Raw genomic sequence first — 18,537 nt, forward strand, 5'->3', positions numbered from 1 at the left:
TAATTACAGAGCAGGAAAAGCCTCACCCCCTCCGGGGCATGAGGCTTTCCAAGCTACTGTCTGAAATAAATCACCCGCCGATATCCCTTCGGTCCTGCCCTCACTGCCCGTTCAGAAACGTTATGCCGGACAGGATGAGCTGACCGGAGACTTCGCTGTCGACAGGACGACTCACAATATAGATATCATGAACTTCATTTACATCTGCTTCGACAGGGATTGTAAAAGAGCCAGCCACAAACCCCTGCTCTGTCGGCTTTCCGCCGCCGCTCCGGATCACCTCGCCCACCTTCTCACCGTCTGGGCTGTCCAGCCGGAGCTCAAAGACATACTCCTCTTCCATGGGTTTCTGTGTGGCCGTCATAAACTGGACGCCGGAGATATTGGTAAGATCAATATTGCTCAGGCTGAACGCCCCCTGTTCCTGGGGCACCATCATCAGAAGATTATCTTCATAGGTCATAGTCGAGTACCCATCCATATTCCGGGCTGCCGAAAAGCTCACGGTGTTGTTTCGCAAGTAGATGCTCGCATTTCCAGTCAGGGGTTTGGTATTCTCACCACCCTTGTCGGTGTAACTGGCCGAGAGCACAAAAACCCCGTTCGGAATGGGATCCTCACCCATCGTCGGGTCGAGCTGTCCGGTGGCAGGCAGCGATTCGGGGGTCTGCCCCTCTCCACTTAATGACATAATCCACGAGACAATTTTCTGGGCATCTGACTCACTCATTTCCAGATGGGCCGGCATGGCACGGTCACCCCATGCTCCCGATCCTCCGTTGATAATCTTATCCACAAGGTATGATTCCACACCCGAGGAATCCTGGTATCGCTCTGATACTGAGGTATAGGAGGGACCAATAGACTCCGTATTCACAGCGTGACACGCCTGGCAGTCAAAAGAGCCAAGCAGGCTGCGGCCGCTCATTGCCGCCGAGGCCTGTTGATGCCCCATAGAGGTCTCCATGTCATCGCCCCCCTCAACGTAGTCGGCAGAAACGAAGAGGGTGGAAAGGTCGTCACCGGCAGAGGGATCATCCGGGTCGTCAACCTCTACGGAATAGGACACCGGCTGGTCACTGAAATAGAAGGTGCTGTTGCCCTCAATCTCAATGCTCACATTCGGTGCTGCATTACCAGCATATACCGATGCCGTACTACTCGTCACCGTGTGGCCGTGTCCGTCACTCACATCCACCGAAATGGAATATTCTCCGATTTCCTCAAACGTATGCACCAGCCGGGGCTCGGAAGTCTCCTTCGTAGTCCCGTCGCCAATATTCCATCTGTACTGCAGTTCATCCTGTTCCGGATCAGTTGCACGAACCTCAGCGGTTATCTCTAGAGGCAGCGTACCCGACCGCTTATCTACAGAAATATTTTCCACAACCGGGGAACGATTTCCGCCGTTGTAATCAATACGGAGAAGACCGGAGTCATCATTCTGGGCAAACCAGCCACTGCCGTATTCCAGGATATAAATTCGCCCTTCCGGCCCCACTTCCATGTCGATGGGAGCGTTGAATTCAGTTCCCTTCATAAACGAATCCATTTTATCAAAATCGCCGTTGGGCTTCATGGTTACCACTTTAATCCAGCCACGAATCCAGTCGTAAATAATTAACTTGCCGTCAAAATAATCGGGCAGCCGGTGTTTTTCAGGGTACATATCCGTGTAATAGACGGGGCCTGCCATTGCATTTCGCCCCCCGGTCCCCACCTGAGGAAATTCTTCGGATTCATCATACGGGTACCAAATAAAGGCCGGCTGGGCTGGAGGCAGCTCTGCAATTCCCGTATTATTGCGAGAATCATTAACCGGCCGTTCGGGATCAAATGCCTTGCCAGACTCGCCGGTGCCGTAATCATAGCGATGATAAGCGTAGTTATCACCTACAAACATCGGCCATCCGTAAAAGCCGGCCTCCCGCGCCTGATTTACCTCATCATATCCCTTGGGGCCACGGGTATCGAGACTGTCGTTGCTGGCGTCCGGACCAACTTCACCCCAGTAGAGGTTTCCGTTTTTCTGATCGACAGAGATGCGATAGGGGTTCCGATTGCCCTGCACATAAATTTCAGGCCGGGTCCCCTCCTTCCCCTTCGGATAAAGATTGCCCTCGGGAATATCGTAGCTGCCATCGTCATTTACCCTGATACGCAGGATTTTACCGCGCAGATCATTGGCATTGCCGGATGTGCGCATGGCATCATACTGCTTATGGCCGGGACGGTCGTCCAGCGGCGCATAACCATGAGAAACATACTTCTGGTCCGGTTCATCAAAAGGCGTGGAATTATCTCCTGTTGAGAGATAAAGCAGGCCTTCGCTGTCGAAAGCGATAGACCCGCCGGTATGGCAGCAGATATCACGCTGCGAATAGAACTCCAGGATTTTGGTTTCCGTTTCCAGCTGCAGCTTGTCATTCTCGAAGGTAAACCTTGACAATCGATTAACCGAGGTATCAGCCGGGCTGTAGAAGAGGTAGATATGATGGTTTTCTTCATAGTCGGGATCCGCCTTAATACCCATCAGGCCCTCCTCCGCATTCACGTTGGGCACCTCGGTTTTCCAGTACACATCCAGCTGGCCTACCTGGCTGAGGGTTGAATCGCTGTTTTTATAGAGCATTACCTCCCCGCGCCGTTGGGCTATCAGCACGTCGTTGTTGGGCAGGATTGTCATTTCGGTAGGCTCAAAAAGCTGCCCGCTTACCAGCTGCGTCTTTGAAAAACGATTGGCCTCCGGCACGCGATGCGTAGTCGCCTTGTCATAATCCAGCTTTCTGTTTTCACCAATTGCATACTGAATGCCCGCCAAAACATGCTCCAGGTACCGATCTTCGGTGAACGACTCCCTGGTATGTCCCAGGCCCGTATAGAAGGCACGTCCCCCGTCATAGTCATGATACCAGGCCATCGGGTGATACCCCATGTCGGCCCCTCCTTGGTAACTTTCCTCGTCAATCGTCAGCAGAACGTTCACCTCTTCATTAAACTCCTTGTAGCTGTACCACTCATCTGTGCGCTCCCAGGGATTGGGCAAAAAGCTGGTGGAGGCATGCGTTGAATCTTCAATCTGAAGCGCCCCCGGCTGCACATTGGGATGCGGATCATTGATTCCGGGATGGTCCGAGAAGTATCCCCCTACCATTCGGCCGTACCAGCCCCATTCGTATTCGGTATCTGCGGCTGCGTGGATCCCCACATAACCGCCCCCGGCCTGGATGTACCGCTCGAAGTCGGCTTCCTGATACTTGTCAAGCACATTCCCGGTTGTGCTCAAGAAAATAACGGCAGAATACTGCCTGAGTGTATCCTCGGTAAACATGGCCGCATTGGTCGTAGTATCAACCTCAAAGCCGTTTTCATCGCCCAGCTTTTGAATGGCCGCCATACCGTCGGGAATGGAATTGTGATAAAAACCAGCGGTTTTGCTGAATACCAGCACCCTGGGCGGACCAGATCGCTTGGAACAGGAAAGAATCAGAAATGAAAAAAGGAAGACAATCGAATATTGAAGTAAGGTACGAGAATGTTTCATGTATGGTGTTTCATTTTTCGAACGGTGTGTGCGGCCAACAACCTTCGCTTATTACAATTTTTTTCATCAAATGAGAATGCCATTGTGCAAATTTTTGCTTTCCAGCCACCTCCACATGGCGTCCCTGAACCATTAGCAGCAGGTACTATCGCACAGTTTATCAATAGTAGCAACTACACTTATTGGGCCAAACAATATTAGTAATTTCTGATGAAGACAAAAAATTTGTGTTATTTTCATAAGAGTATCACAGCTGAACCTTTGATTCAGCTGTGCCGTTACCCTGTACCGCGGGAATAAACCGTCGGCAACCCCAATCAGATAAATTTATACATCATAATGTCTTCTGATTACCAGCGCATTGTCAGCCTCGTTCCCAGCCTTACGGAATTGCTCATTGACCTGGGCCTGGCAACTCGCCTCGTGGGGCGGACCCGATTTTGCAAACACCCCCTTAATAAAGTAAGAGCCATCCCCATTGTGGGAGGCACAAAAAATCCACGCCTGGATGCCATTCGTCAGGTTGACCCCGACCTTGTCATCGCTAACAGGGAGGAAAATCGCCCGGAGGATGTTCGCGCCCTCGCAGATGATTTCGAAATTGAATTAACGGACATCGGCACGATTGAGGACGCCCTTATTGCTATTCACAGACTGGGCAAAAAGCTGGGCGCCGGTGACAAGGCCCGCCGGCTTATCACACAGATCCAGCACCGCCTGGATGAACGCCCCGAAGAGCCTGAGCTCAGAACAGCTTACCTGATTTGGAAAGATCCCTGGATGAGCGTAGGTGCCGATACCTATATCCACGATGTGATGAAACATTGGAAGCTGAGGAATGTTTTCAACCATCAAAACCGGTATCCCCAGTTTAAGCTTGATGAACTCTCCCGCTACAACCCGGACTTGATTCTTTTAAGCAGCGAACCCTATCCCTTCGAAGAAAAACACCTGCCCCGGGTGGAGCAGGCATGCCCCGGGGCCCGTGTACTCCTGACAGAAGGCGAATGGTTCAGCTGGTACGGCTCTCACATGAAACATGCTTTCGGGCGCCTTAACGTCTGGCGCAAGGCCATCAGCTGATCCCGGCCGCGGACATGCCACCAGAAACCGGATTCACTCGTTGAAAACGGGGACATCCGGTACTATATTCCACGGTTTGCCGTTGTACGGTTGCCGGTATAATTCCGGCACTTTGATGCAGGTGGGCAGCTACCCACAGCCTATAACGGCTCTAATTACTTGCAACTCATGCTGAAGGGCTTTATCTAATACCAAAAACATCCAGATGACCAACAGCGCACGAATATTACGTCCCCCGAGGTTCCTTGTGATCTTGAGCGGCATCATCATGGTTTCCTGTACCGGCTCCCGGGAACTGTCGCGGGATGGCTATAGCCCTTCGGAAACCGACGTCCAGGCTATTGTCCGCCAGCTGCCTGATTACACCAGCAGGCTTCAGACCCTCACAGGACAGGGACGGGCAATTGTAAGTGAACCCAATAACACGGAACGGCTAAAGCTCCTGTTTTCCAGCAGCCGTGACAGGAGCCTGGTCACCATTCGCAACGGGCTCGGTATAGAAGGAGGCGAACTGCTGACAGACGGAGACACCCTGTTGGTGTACAATAAGATTGACAAATACGCCCGCAAAATTCCAATCCGGGAGGGCAGCCTGGATCGCATCAACAAGCTGGCTTCGCTCAATATTCTCGATATCATCAATTTCAGCGTCGCAGCCGGCAGTATACAAAAGATGCATGAAAACAAAACGCACTACCAGCTATTCCTGAACGATGGCGTCCGGGTTTTTGTGGACAAGAAATCATTGCTTGTCCGGGAGGTTGTACAACCTCCGGATACACAGCTGCCCTACTCCCGGATACAGTATGATGCCTACGCACAGTTAAAAGGGTTCACCCTGCCCCGAAGAATTACTATCTTTGGGGCGGAACAGCAATCAAAAATCGCACTCCAGGTTGGCTCACTGGAACTCAACCCGGAGCTCGATACACTAACTATTAACTTGCCGGATGATATCCGAATCTACAATCGATGAGTAAGTTCAGTTTATACATCACTCTCATTGGGTGCCTGTTTGCCTTTGCAGTGCCCGCGGCCGCGCAGGAACAGAACTACGACCAGCAGCGCGAAGAGCTGGTGCAAAAACAGAAAAACACCCGGGCAGAGATTAATAAGCTGAATGAACAGATAAGCACCTTTGAACAGCGCCTGCAACAGACCAACAAGCAGTACTCCACCCTCTATGAAGAGTTCGAAAACCTTCAGCGTCTGATTGCACTGCAGGATGAAAAAATATCCAAACTGCAGACCGAACAATCGCAGATCGAGAATGAAATTACGGTCATCAACCAAACCATTGAGGACAACCAGGAAAAACTGACTGCGCTGGTCCAAAACTACAAGGAAACCCTCCAATACGTGTACAAACACGGCCAAACGTCCGAACTGGCCCTCCTCTTTGCATCCTCATCCGTAAACCAGATGCTTATTCGGGCCTACTATCTCAGGAAGTTCAATACCTTTCGCGAGGGACAGATCAGTGCCATCCGGGAAGCGGAGGAAGAATTAAAACACAACCGGGCACAGCTGAAGCAAGGACAAGAACGAAATGAAGAACTGCTGGTTGAAATAAGGCAGGAAAAGGAAAAGCTGGCAGAAAAAAAGAAGCAGCAGGAAAGCAATGTCGCCCTGCTTCGCCAGGATAAAGAACGTCTGCAGGAAAGACTGCAGGAGATACAGCAGCAGAAGCAGAGCCTGAACAATACGCTTACTGAGCTTATCCGCGAGGAAGAAAATATTCGCCAGGCACAAGCCGAACGCCGACGGCAACAGGAGGCGGAACGAAATCAAAAATTAGCGGAGGCGGAGAATATTGAAGATGATGCCGAACGGGCCCGTGAAGTCGCGCGATATGCCAACAGTCCCGCCGAAGAAGAGGCCTTCCTGGATGACGAAGCCCTCAAAAAGATTGAGGTCAGTTTCGCCCAAAACAAAGGACAATTGCCCTGGCCGGTAGAAAGCAGTACTATCCTGGAACATTTCGGACGACAGCGTCACCCGGTATACGGTACGGTCACCCCAAATCTGGGCATTGAAATTTTATCTGATCCACAGGCCCCGGTCAAAGTGGTACACCCCGGCTATGTAATTGCCATACAGCCTTTTCCCGGCTATGGTGATGTCGTGCTTGTCAAGCACGGACGCTTCATCACTGCCTACGGAAACCTCAGCAGTGTTTCCGTGCGAGACGGCTCCATTCTGCAAAGGGGCGATATCGTCGGCTTGTCGGGGGACCAGAATTCCACGAATGGTGAATCCGTCTTTTTTCTGGTCCGCGAAAACAATAACAATCTGGATCCTGAAAACTGGCTCCAAAAAAAATAGATTCCACCGTTTTTAAGTTGGCTTCCCTCTCTTTTGTTAATATTTTCGCTGATGAACCATTCAAAACCATGATTCCACCGTCAGTATGAATAATTGGCAGCGCACATTTGCATTTATCAGCGGCTCACTCGTTATAGGGTTACTTCTTATCGTGGTCTCCCACGACTTCATCCGATATGTTGACCGTGAAGACACTGCCGGCTACCTTTTCCTGCTCGGTTTTGGCTTGGTTTACCTGAACCTGAATTTTGGCATCAGCCGCCGTTTCGTTATCAAGGCTGTAGATATGAACTGGATATGCTATTTGATGGCGGCATTGACCATTATCCCGACGCTTTTTTGGATCTATACCAAGGATGTAGGCCTGGGACAGTCGCAGCTGTTGTTTACTGTTATCACTATTTTTTCTGCCTACCTTGGAACTTATTTTGGCATCCGTCGCGGCCTGGTAAAGCGTGATCTCTACATTCAACAGCTACGCGACGAAGAACGGGAAATGCCGGATTCCTTGAAACGCCCCCATGATGATTTGAGCAAAAACTAGAAGCTATACGGTCAGCTGACAGTTTTCCGGCAGGAATCATCAGTTAAACCGATACACGTCAATCCCGATATTGATCTGCATATTGCGGGCGTCTGCTTTGAAGAGCCGCCCGCTTTCCCAGTCGGGACCTGCTTCCACGAAAAATCCTATGCTATTGTTTATCCGGTAGGCCACACCGCCCCGCAGTCCCAGTCGAACGCGAAAGCCATTGCCGCCGGTGCGGCTGTTGGCCATCGTACCCACGGCCAGATTGTTTCCAAATAATGCATTCCCCTGAACATAGGGCTGAAAACGATTGGTTTTAAAGGGATAGGCCCGGAAAACCGGCCCCAGGCCCCAACTGCCAACACCAAAACTGGTATTATCACCGGAATTGTCTATAAAAAAGCTGCCCAGCACCTGGAACCCAACGCCCAGCCGGGGAGTCATCATCCTGATATCACGAAATACAAATTCAAGTTCGGAACTGCCGTCCGAACGCAGCGTATCGTCATCAAGCTGGGTAAAATTGCTTAACCAGTGAAAATTAGCCGTCAGTCCGTTGATTCCCACATCCGACCGCAAGGGCTTGATAGCTGAATCGGTGGTCTGGGCGTGAAGAGAACCCGCTGAGAACAGTAAGATTCCCACAGCGAGGAGCAATGCATCTATTGAATATCTGGCTGAATAATTTTTCATCATACAATTTTGAACTACCAATTAAATTTGAACCATTCGACATCAGTGCAACTGCAACGCACCGAAAATACGCATCTTGCATAAGAATTTTAAGCCGTAAAGTAAGGCTGATAGATCACTTGACAAACTCTTTTCCGGATTCTTGCCTAAACAACCATGATTGGCCGAAAAGCGCAATACCCCTGTCGGTAACCGCCCATATCGTTGAACCAGATTCGGAATGGCAGTATTTCTAACCCCTGGATTCTTAGAGATATACCTATGCCTTGTGTTCCGGGAATGGATCGGGAGGCTCCCTGTCCACCACCTTTCCCTTCTCTTTGGAATATATCTCGAGCGACTTCCCAAGTACCTGCTCAAAGAGATGAGCTTTACGCATTGCCCCCCATATTTCCAGCTCCGGATCGGCCTCGGTAGTGATATATAAGGTAACCGACTGCCCCTCATCTTCGATTTCCAGCTGCTGTACATTCTGATAATGACTGCGGTCAAGGCCGTCTGCCACCCGCAGCAGGGCCGCCATCTTTTTGACTCGCTGCCGCAGGGGCTTGTCCAGCTTGCGATACCGTTTGTGGCGTTTCTTGGGCGTTGATCGCCGATGATAGCGTGCCACATTGGCCATCACGTTTATCTCGTCTTCCGTAAAGCCTCTCAAATCGGCATTTCGTATGATATAGAGCGCGTGCTTGTGATGTTTTCGATGAGAAATATAGTAACCGATATCATGCAGGTAGCCAGCATATTCCAGGAGCTCTCGGTCCCCGTCCGGCAGCGCCAGCTCGTCCTGGAAAAAGTCAAACAGCTGGAGTGCCATTTTAGTAACGTGCCGGGAATGTTTTTCATGCCAGCTGCACTTTCGAAGCAGCTCAAACACGCTGCGACGCCGGGGGGCCGCTCCCTCCCGCTCCAACAGATCGAGCTCCAGCGCCTCCTTCTCATTATCAATGTAATCCCAGATCATACCCTCGCGCAGGGCGGACTCTGAAATTTTGATTCGCTCGATCCCTGCCTTCCGGATAATGAGCTCCAGCAAAACAAGTCCGGGTGCAATGATATCCACTCTTTTTTCATCCAGACCTTTCTCACCAAGGCGCTCCCGGCGATTCATTTTAATAAACGCCTGATGAAATTCTTTATAGCTTCTGGCTGAAAAGGTGAGTTCATTCAGGGTCAGCGAGGCTGTGATGGACTGTCGACTGGCTACCATGGCAGCGATATTCTCCATTGTGCCCGAAGAACCGATCAGCGTTCGTATCTTGTGCCGGTCAAGCTGCACAAAAAGATCGCTGAGCTTATCACTGTAATGTGCCTGCAGCCGCTTGATCTCCACAGGAGCCATGGGATCCGTGCTTACATATTCGGCCGTCATCCGTGCGACCCCGACCTTCTCGCTGGTACTATAGAACACTTCCGCTTGGTTTGCCACGATAAACTCTACACTTCCCCCGCCGATATCCACTATCAAAACGGTTTCCCCGTCATATGAAACCGCATGCTTTACAGCCTTCCCAATAAGCTGTGCCTCTTTCCTGCCGGAAATAGCATGTGCCTTTATGCCCGTCTCATCAATCATCCGCTGAATAAATGCTCCACCATTTTCCGCCTCCCGTATGGCACTGGTAGCGTAAGCCAGTATTTGCTCCACCCCCTGGCTGTCACATAAAATTTTTATTCTTCTGAGCGCCGCTATACCCCTATCCATCGCCGCCTCGCTCAGCTGGTGCTTCATTCCCTTCTCGGCTAAAACAACCATCTCCTTTAATTTGTCGATCGTATGAAAATGGCCATCCGGGTAAATATCAACCAGCACCACGTGAAAAGAATTGGTCCCAAGATCCAGGGCGGCAATACGCTTGACAGGTGTTGCAACTGAAGACATAGTATTCATTCTGTTCAGGGTCCGTGGTAACAATATATTATATTACCTGGTATTTCCATGCTTCAGAAATACCCCACGATTAATTTACAATTTGAAGTGCATTTTCATAACATAGTTCCATATGATCAATAGACGACTCCTGCCTCTTATGCTGATGCTACTGGCGCTGCCCTTGTCAGCCGCCGGACAGGCGAGCTATTTTTCCGACAGGCTCATCCTCAAATATGAATCGGAGCACCGGTTGCAGCAACTTAAGACAAAGCTCAAAAGTGATCCCCGTACGGCTGTGGAGCAGTTTCTCCGGTTTTCCGGGGCCCGAACCATCACCCCTTTTTTGAAAGGTCCCATGCAGCAGAAGCTGCGGAAAAAAAACGATCCCCGAGCCACCAACCTGCTGCAAATTCATGAAGTCACCTTCAGCAGGCATATTGATCCGGTGCAGCTGGCGGCCAAAGTTGAACGAATACCCGGCGTGGCGTATGCCGAACCCAAGTACCGGCGCGAGCTGCATCTTACTCCCAGTGATCCAAACCTGGAAAAGTGGATCAATTTCCACCAGTTTCCCGAAGCATGGGACCTCACAACGGGCAGCCCCGGCGTTGTCATCGCCATTGTTGATGGCGGGGTCGGGTACAACCACCCGGAACTCGACGACAAGCTCTGGGTCAACCAGGAAGAAATCCCCTCCGCCCTTTTTTCCCAGCTGGATCGAAATACAGACGGCCGTATCACCTCTGCGGAAATTAAACAGTATCTCCGCGAAAACGGCAAAGACTACAATGGGGATGGCGCTATCCAGCTGGATGATGCGCTCCATCCCGACGCCCCCCTCATGGATCAGATGGATGGGGACGGTAACAACTACACGGATGACCTTTTCGGCTGGGACTTCTGGGATTCGGGCCCCCTCAACCAACCGACAGCTGACAACAACCCCATTCACGACGGAACTGACCACGGTACCCATGTGGCGGGTATCGCTGCAGCAGAGACCAACAATGATGCCGGCATAGCCGGGGCCGGGTTCAACAGCAGTTACATGGCCGTTAAGGCAGGTGGAAACCCCGATGATCCAGCTTCGGTGGGTTATGGCATGGAAGGCATCGTTTATGCCGCCGAACAAGGTGCAGATATTATCAACTGCAGCTGGGGCGGGGACGGTTTTTCGCAGGCCGAGCAGGAAGTTATTGACTATGTCACGCAGCAGGGATCGCTGGTGATTTCCTCTTCCGGCAATGAGGGGAATCGAAAGATTGGCTACCCCGCCGGCTACGACAAAGTGGTAAGTGTGGGGGCGGTGGAAACAAACAATTCTGTTGCGGGCTATTCCAATTATGGCTATACCCTGGATGTTCTGGCTGCCGGCTCTGGCATAGCAAGCACCAGCTATGAAGCGTCATATACAACGAAGAGCGGCACTTCCATGTCGGCTCCCGTCGTCAGCGGCCTTGCGGCCCTCCTGAAAAGGATTCACCCAGGCTGGTCTCCCGAGCGCATTGGCCGACAGATTCGTACCACTGCGGTCCCCGTCGATGAGTCAAACCCCCTCATTTATGCTCACCGACTGGGCCATGGCAAAATAAACGCATTCAAGGCCCTCAACTCCAATAACCCGGGATTGAAGATTGTATCTGCGCGCTTTACCAATGAGGAAGGCCGAAAGCTGCAGCTCAACCAGCCGGGCACCGTATCACTTGAAATCGCTAATGTCGGAAAGTCAGCTTCTGGGATCACCCTGCGGCTTCAGGCACTCAATGAGGAGGGCATAGAACTGCTGAATACTGAATTGCAGCTGCCGTCCCTTGCAACGGGAGATTCCACGGATGTTTCTTTCGGCCTGGTCATCAACGATAACTTTGACCTTAAAAAAACCCCTACCCTTCGGATCAACTTCAGCAGTTCTGACGGAAGCTACCGGGATTTTGGCATCGCCCAGTATGATGAGTTCCTCTACGACGTGGTTGCTGCCAACCGGGTAAAAACCTCCCTTGCCGCCGACGGAACCATCGGTTTTACCCAACCGTTCACCGGCTCGGGCGGAGTGGGCTTCATCCCCCGCAGCCCGGCAGCCGAAGATTATAGCGAAGGGAAAAATATCCTTTTTGAAGGGGGACTGATGATTGAAATCGACGGGAAGCTGTATGATGCTGTCCGAAGCGAAACGGGCCAGTTGTCTAAAGACTTTATCCCTCTGGAGCTTTTCACAACAAGCACAGAGGATGCGACCTCCGATCTCGATGGTTCTGCTTCTTTCCGTATCGAATCCGATACTACCCACGATGCCACCGTCCGCCTGCATACTTATGCCTATGACCATCCCCAGATGAATCGCGTAGTCATGCTTCGCTATACCCTCCGCAACAACTCCTCCTTCCATGACCTCAATAATACCTATGTGGGACTCTTCAACGACTGGGACATCGGCGATGCCTCCAATAACAGTGCCTCCTTTATTCCGGCTGACAGTCTCCTGTATCTCTCTGATGCAACCGAAAACAGCAGTCAACCTGTAGCGGCAGCCGCCACCATGGGAACCATCTCAAGCGTCCTGGCGATTGATAATACCATAGAAGGATCTTCCGACAGCCTGGTCTTCGGCCTGTACGACGGCTTCAGTGATTCTGAAAAACGCACTGCACTCAAAGCACAAAAAGAACGTACGGATATTCAAAATACAGATGTTTCTGCTGTTATTGCTTCCGGTCCCTATACTCTGGAACCCGGGGCAGAAATAACCGTTGGTTTCGCCTATGCCTTCGGTGAGGATGCCGGCATACTGCGTAATCAGGTAGCTGCAGCCCGCAGCCAAAAACCCTTTGACGTTTCTCCGACTGGGCGGGCTGAAGCCCCGAAGGATCCAAAGCCGACGAACCTCTTTCAAAATTACCCCAACCCCTTTCGATCCAAGACCCGTATCCGATTTGACCTGGAAAAGGAAACACCTGTCAAACTTACCATCTTTGATGTTCTGGGCCGGAAAGTGCGGGTCCTCAGAAATGAGAAGATGGAAGCCAAGTCCCACTTTGTTGATTTCGATGCCGGGGCATTGAGCAGCGGAGTGTATTTTGCCCGACTCAAAACCAATGAAGGCATCCAGACCATTCCCATGACGCATATCAAATAAATTATTCTTCAGCCGGGAAGCCTGGCATGGTTCGCCCCTTTTCTCCGCCTGCGCGTGCAGAGTAACCTCTTGCTGCGGACGAACCCGGATTTCCCGGCACTCAGAAGGGAACAAAAGCCCCCCGTTTACCCTCTAAATTTCCAAAATGCTTCACAGAACTGAACAATACTGCATATGAAACGGGTGCTGTCTCTCAAACAATCTTTCTTTACTCTCATTCCAGACTATCTAACTGCAACCGTCATTGGAGGAGTCGTAGCACTGCTCGTTGGTTTGCTCGCTTGTGCGCCTCAAAGTCATGCTCAAGAGCTGCCGGTGAATGATGCCTACAACGAATACCTGCGCGTGCTAACCATCAGCGGCGAACTCTCAGAGCCCGGCGATGCTTTCTCCCTCTTTGAACAGGAATATTCCATGATGATGCATCTTGACAGCCTGAAACAGCATCCATGGGCCACCATACCCGATCCGGTGCTTCAAGAAGACCACTCTACCCGCATCGGCGACCGGGAAACTGCTGGCTTCATCATAGTTCCCTATGACCCCCGGTTCCGAACCTATTGGCAATCCCTCGATCCTGGCGGACAGCATGACGGGCCGGTTTGGCAAGGGCGGGGCTTTACGAACGACCTGTCAGCCGGTTTTTTTGCCCGGTACCGCTTTCTGTCGGTTTCTCTCAGACCCCACCTTATCTTTAATCAGAACCGGCCTTTTGGACTCTCCCCCTACGAAAGAAACCCCCACAAATCACCTTTTGCCTATGCGCTGGGACCAATAGACTGGCCCCAGCGCTTTGGGGACCAGTCGTTCTGGACAGCCGACTGGGGACAATCGTACCTGCGAGCCGACTACCGCGGATGGGCATCCGGTATCTCCAATGAGCACATGCGCTGGGGACCCTCGCGCCAAAATGCCATTCTGATGGACAGCAACGCCCCTGGATTTCGCCACTTTTTTATAAGCACGGAAGAACCCAAGGACATCTATATCGGGCATCTGAAGACCAAGCTTTTCTGGGGCAAGTTATGGGAATCCGATTATTTTGATGAGAACTCTGCCAATGATGAACGATTTATTTCTGGTTTAAATCTCTCTTTCAACCCAAAGCCGGTGCCGGGGCTGCGCCTTGGAATCAACCGCATTTTCTATGAAACCATCCCCCCGGAAGGAATACCGGCGGGCGACCTGTTCAAGATCTTTGAAGCCTTTACGAAAAACAGTTTTACAGATGACACCAATATCAGCGGCAATGACCAGTCCGATCAGCTTCTCTCGCTGTTTGGGCAGTGGGTATTCCCGGAAAGTGGTCTGGAAATCTATGGCGAATGGGCGCGAACCGACCACAGCTGGGACTGGCGCGATTTTTTCACCGAACCGGAACACAGCCGGGGATATACACTGGGGCTCCAGAAAACCTTTACCCTCAAAAATGATCGGCTGTTATCCATCAATACTGAAATCACCCAGCTGGAAGCCAGCAAATCGGGTGCCTTTCGCGGCTATGCTCCCTTCTACGTCCATAGCAGATCGCGTCAGGGGTATACGAACCGCGGACAGCTGCTGGGGGCCGCCATAGGGCCGGGGTCAAACAGCCAGTACCTGGGCAGTTCGTTGTTTTTTGACCAGGGCCGAATCAAGTTTTTTGTACAGCGGGTAGCCAAAAACAACGATTTCCTTTACCTCTCAGACGCCATGATTCAAAACGAGGTCCAGAATCCCAACAATAACAAGTACTGGCTGCATAATGTGGAAATGCGCCTGGGCACCTCCCTCTTGTTTTTTTACAAACAGTTTGAAACAGATATCGGTCTGACCTATCGACGTGAGATTAATCACGACTATATCTTTGAGAACGATCAGAACCATCTGGGGGTCAAGCTTTCCATCCGCTATCGTCTTTCCAGCCTGCGGTAAAACTATACGGTAATCCTGCTGCTGTATCCAATGATTAAATCATTGATTCGGGCAGTCGGGAAGGAAACACCCCCGCGAGAACCTCAGATTACTTGCCGTCCTTCCCCATAATAAAGAGCTCAGCACCGGCGAAGCTACCAGTCCCTTCTTCTCCTTGATCAACTGGATATACCCGCGGTACGACAACAGCTCTGACCCTTTGCTGCTATATTTACCGGTCATGGAATGTTGTTATCACTTCATTCCCGGATTCCCCGTTCCTTCCTACCTTCCCTCGTTGAAGCAGGATGAAAATAATACGACCATCAATCAGGAATCCATACTCAAGGCATGCAGCATGAGACTCCCAGCTTTCACATAACAAGCCCGGGACCCATTTCTTTCGTTGTACCAGCCCCTGCTCTTTCACGCCCCTGTCCGCGGATACGTATACAAGAAACCCCGGAATACTATTTTCAATCCATGCCAAACAACCGTATGCGGTTTCTCTAAATCGTTCACGTCCCCCTTTTTTGCCTCTGATGCTTCTACCGTGATTAAGACAGAAAAACGACATTGCCGGCAATCACTACTTGCCCCATTTGAAGAAGAGTTCATAGTGCGTGCCCTGCACAGCTGCTATCCCCCTCAGTAATTCAACCAATTCATAACGGGTCAGTGCGATTAATAGTTTTGTCAGGACTTATGACCAACCGGGTGAATAGAGCCACAAAGAATTACTGAGGCCTGACAACCAAACAAGCACAACTGCCGCCATACCCCTGGGGATACTCAAACAATAGTTGCCAAGAGACCAGATTCTATTCAGACAATACCTATCGCCGATCCTGAGCAAGCTATTAAAGAAGGAAGCTGACAAAAAAAATGGCCCGGCTGAATAAACAGCCGGGCCACTTTATATTGACTATCTTACTTACGATAGCATGGTCACAGATTTTAGTCGTCGTCACCCAATTCAATTGGATCTACCGTCGTTTCCACACCACTTTCCACTGAGACACCGGTTACAGTAGTTGCAGAATATTCATCACCTGCCGGCTCTACCACGACATCATACATGCCCTCTTCCAGGCCTCGCAGCATAAATCCACCTTCTGCATCGATCTGGGTCCCTGTAGTGTCATTACCCATTACAGCATACACCCAGGCACTGGCATCCATCTCCGCTTCCACAGTACCAGAAATCGATCCTACCGTTGCTTCTTCACCCTCTTCAACAAATGCTTTAAGCACCGGCTTGAGAATATATTTTCCACTTCTTCCAGCTTTATGCACTGAGCGTCCGGCGTCAAAGTCAATCATAACGTCGAGTTCTTCACCAGCCTCGAGTTCTGTCTTGAACTTGATTTTATAACCAGACTGCTGCCCGCTGGGTACTTTCAAGCGCTCAAGTTCGCCATCTACCATGACGGTATTTTCGCTGCCGAGAATAAGCCGCAACTCTCTGTAATAGCCCGGCTCCAAGTCAGCAGACGATAATAATGTATCCACGCCATTTGTCAGATCAAGCAGATTAATAATCATGGGATCTACCGGAAGATCGATCCACTTGCCATCCCGTTCAGGATCAACATCAGTGGTATCATCGCCGAAGGGAGTGTAATGGATACGCAGTCCCTGAACATCCACATTAACCTCCTCGTATTCCGCGGGAGCATCGGTCAGCCTTACGTTCATGTGACCTTTACCGTGTTCCGGTCCGTTAAAATTGACATCATTACATGAGACAGCTATTAGCATAACGGCCCCAAGTACAAATACGCCTTGTAAGACGCGATAAATCGTTGATTGTATAATATTAGCTTTATTCATAGTACTTGCCCTTTGTAGTAATTATTTGTGATGAGTTACTATATGTTATGACCATCTGAGCATATTCTTAGTACAAAACCGTTTTTTTTGTTCCGATCTTTCCCTTTAAAATGGCATTGTCTGCTTTCGTTTTCACCATCCGGCACAAATTCACCCCTAGAGAAGGTTATATTACATCCTGCGGTGGCACCTGCCGCTCTATTTTTTTAAATTGGAAACGGTAATTCTGTAATTAACCCCTGATATGAACCAAGCTTTTTTTCTCGATCGTGACGGTACCATTAATGTAGATTACAATTTTGTTCACACGCCCGGTGAATGGTCTTGGTGTGATGGGGCTATTGCTGCATTGCGCTGGATGCAAGAGCAAAATTATAAAATCATTGTTGTCACGAATCAGTCAGGAATCGCAAGGGGACGCTACTCCGAAAAGCAGGTACAGGATCTGCATTGCTGGGTAGACCAGCAACTGGAAGAACACTCCGTCACTATTGACGACTGGTATTATGCCCCTCACCATCCCGACTACGATCCCAACCAACTGTATCATCCCGAAGATCGCAAACCGGGAACCGGCATGTTTCAGAAAGCGGCTGAGAAACATGATATCGATTTCAATCGGTCATACATGGCCGGTGATAAGATAAGTGACCTTCAGCCAGCCGTGAACCTGGGGATAACCCCCTTCTTTATCCGATCGCGCCACGAACCCAGCCAAGACAAGGAATGGCTCTCGCAACACTCCATCCCCACCTTTGACAATATCAACCAAGTGGTCAACAGCTTCGATTTCAACAAAGAAAACAGATAACACTATGATTTCCATCGATTTTTGGAACACCATCGTTCATTCCCAAACCGGAGGCGACATTCGCCGCCAGGTTCGAATAAAGGCCCTTCAGAAAGTGGCCCGAAATCACACACACCAGCTCTCACTGGAACATATCGACAAGGCAAAACAGGCTGCCTCCAAAGAATTCAATCGAATTTGGCATGACCAGCATCGTACCCCGACGACCGATGAATTGGTGGCAACGATTCTGGAGTACCTGAATATCCACGCATCTGATGATGAACAGCAATATCTGGTAACCCGGTTCGAGGAATCACTATGGGAAGGGGCCCCTGACCTCTCCAGTAATGTCCAGGAAATCATTCCCATGCTGGCTGAACGTTACCCGCTGGCGCTTATCTCCGATACCATGTATTCACCGGGCCGGGTGATTCGGAAGTTCCTGGAAAAACGGGGACTCCGAAGCTATTTTCAGTGTTTTATATTCAGCGATGAAACCGGCTACAGCAAACCCAACCCCAGGGCCTACCGGGAAGCCCTGCAAAAAACCAGCAGCAAGGCAGCTGAGTCCTGGCATATTGGCGACTTGGTTCATACCGATATTACCGGGGCCAAAGGGGTTGGCATGCAGGCTATTCTCTTCACCAATTTTGCAGATTATGAGGATAACAATCATGATCCGATGCCTGATCATATATGTAAAAACTGGACCGAAGTGGCTGATACCCTGCTGGGCTAAAAATATTCGCCCCACCAGCGGTAGCATTCCCACATGAACCGATATTCCAAAGAGCAGCACCTTCCCCATCCCGCCTCTCCATTCAGCATCCACCCTGCAAAA

General features: G+C 50.6%; 12 protein-coding genes. 8 read left to right on the forward strand and 4 right to left on the reverse strand.

The genetic code is table 11. The annotated features are described in order from the left end of the window. Positions 1-100: 100 nt before the first annotated feature. Positions 101-3,544, reverse strand: coding sequence for a ThuA domain-containing protein (locus FN808_RS00090; protein ID WP_142712509.1), 3,444 nt, complete (start codon positions 3,542-3,544; stop codon positions 101-103). A 339-nt stretch (positions 3,545-3,883) separates the two neighbouring features. Here FN808_RS00090 and FN808_RS00095 point away from each other — a divergent pair, with 339 nt between their 5' ends. From FN808_RS00095 to FN808_RS00110, 4 genes are all read left to right on the forward strand, one after another. Beyond that, entirely contained in the window at positions 3,884-4,627 is a 744-nt protein-coding gene (locus FN808_RS00095) for a helical backbone metal receptor (RefSeq protein ID WP_142712510.1), read from the forward strand. Between the two features lie 205 nt (positions 4,628-4,832). Beyond that, positions 4,833-5,603 carry a DUF4292 domain-containing protein gene (locus FN808_RS00100; RefSeq protein WP_142712511.1) on the forward strand — a complete coding sequence of 257 codons (771 nt, stop codon included), beginning with the start codon at positions 4,833-4,835 and terminating at the stop codon, positions 5,601-5,603. Then, positions 5,600-6,952: a murein hydrolase activator EnvC family protein gene (locus tag FN808_RS00105; protein ID WP_142712512.1), complete on the forward strand. Its 1,353-nt coding sequence runs from the start codon at positions 5,600-5,602 to the stop codon at positions 6,950-6,952. Before FN808_RS00100 ends, FN808_RS00105 begins: the two co-directional genes overlap by 4 nt. 85 nt (positions 6,953-7,037) lie before the next feature. Next, complete coding sequence (locus tag FN808_RS00110; RefSeq protein WP_142712513.1) at positions 7,038-7,496, forward strand: hypothetical protein; 459 nt, start codon at positions 7,038-7,040, stop codon at positions 7,494-7,496. A gap of 39 nt (positions 7,497-7,535) precedes the next feature. On the opposite strand, the gene FN808_RS00115 is transcribed toward FN808_RS00110, so the two are convergent. Both FN808_RS00115 and FN808_RS00120 read right to left on the reverse strand, forming a co-directional pair. After that, complete coding sequence (locus FN808_RS00115; RefSeq protein ID WP_142712514.1) at positions 7,536-8,177, reverse strand: hypothetical protein; 642 nt, start codon at positions 8,175-8,177, stop codon at positions 7,536-7,538. A 256-nt stretch (positions 8,178-8,433) separates the two neighbouring features. After that, positions 8,434-10,053 (reverse strand): Ppx/GppA phosphatase family protein, encoded by a 1,620-nt coding sequence (locus FN808_RS00120; RefSeq protein ID WP_246068235.1) that lies wholly within the window; start codon positions 10,051-10,053, stop codon positions 8,434-8,436. Positions 10,054-10,174: 121 nt separating this feature from the next. Here FN808_RS00120 and FN808_RS00125 point away from each other — a divergent pair, with 121 nt between their 5' ends. Together FN808_RS00125 and FN808_RS00130 are read left to right on the forward strand one after the other, a co-directional pair. Continuing rightward, positions 10,175-13,177: a S8 family peptidase gene (locus FN808_RS00125; RefSeq protein ID WP_142712516.1), complete on the forward strand. Its 3,003-nt coding sequence runs from the start codon at positions 10,175-10,177 to the stop codon at positions 13,175-13,177. Between the two features lie 174 nt (positions 13,178-13,351). After that, the gene (locus tag FN808_RS00130; protein WP_142712517.1) at positions 13,352-15,091 is read left to right on the forward strand and encodes a capsule assembly Wzi family protein; all 1,740 of its coding nucleotides are present in this window, start codon (positions 13,352-13,354) and stop codon (positions 15,089-15,091) included. A 936-nt stretch (positions 15,092-16,027) separates the two neighbouring features. Here FN808_RS00130 and FN808_RS00135 read toward each other — a convergent pair. Next, the gene (locus FN808_RS00135) at positions 16,028-16,768 is read right to left on the reverse strand and encodes a DUF4382 domain-containing protein (protein WP_185958167.1); all 741 of its coding nucleotides are present in this window, start codon (positions 16,766-16,768) and stop codon (positions 16,028-16,030) included. Between the two features lie 379 nt (positions 16,769-17,147). Between FN808_RS00135 and FN808_RS00140 the strand changes: the two genes are divergently transcribed. Both FN808_RS00140 and FN808_RS00145 read left to right on the forward strand, forming a co-directional pair. After that, the gene (locus FN808_RS00140; RefSeq protein WP_142712519.1) at positions 17,148-17,714 is read left to right on the forward strand and encodes a D-glycero-alpha-D-manno-heptose-1,7-bisphosphate 7-phosphatase; all 567 of its coding nucleotides are present in this window, start codon (positions 17,148-17,150) and stop codon (positions 17,712-17,714) included. A 4-nt stretch (positions 17,715-17,718) separates the two neighbouring features. Beyond that, positions 17,719-18,435 carry an HAD family hydrolase gene (locus FN808_RS00145; RefSeq protein ID WP_142712520.1) on the forward strand — a complete coding sequence of 239 codons (717 nt, stop codon included), beginning with the start codon at positions 17,719-17,721 and terminating at the stop codon, positions 18,433-18,435. Positions 18,436-18,537: the final 102 nt, after the last annotated feature.

It is taken from the genome of Fodinibius sediminis (genome assembly GCF_900182555.1).
Lineage (GTDB): Bacteria > Bacteroidota > Rhodothermia > Balneolales > Balneolaceae > Fodinibius > Fodinibius sediminis.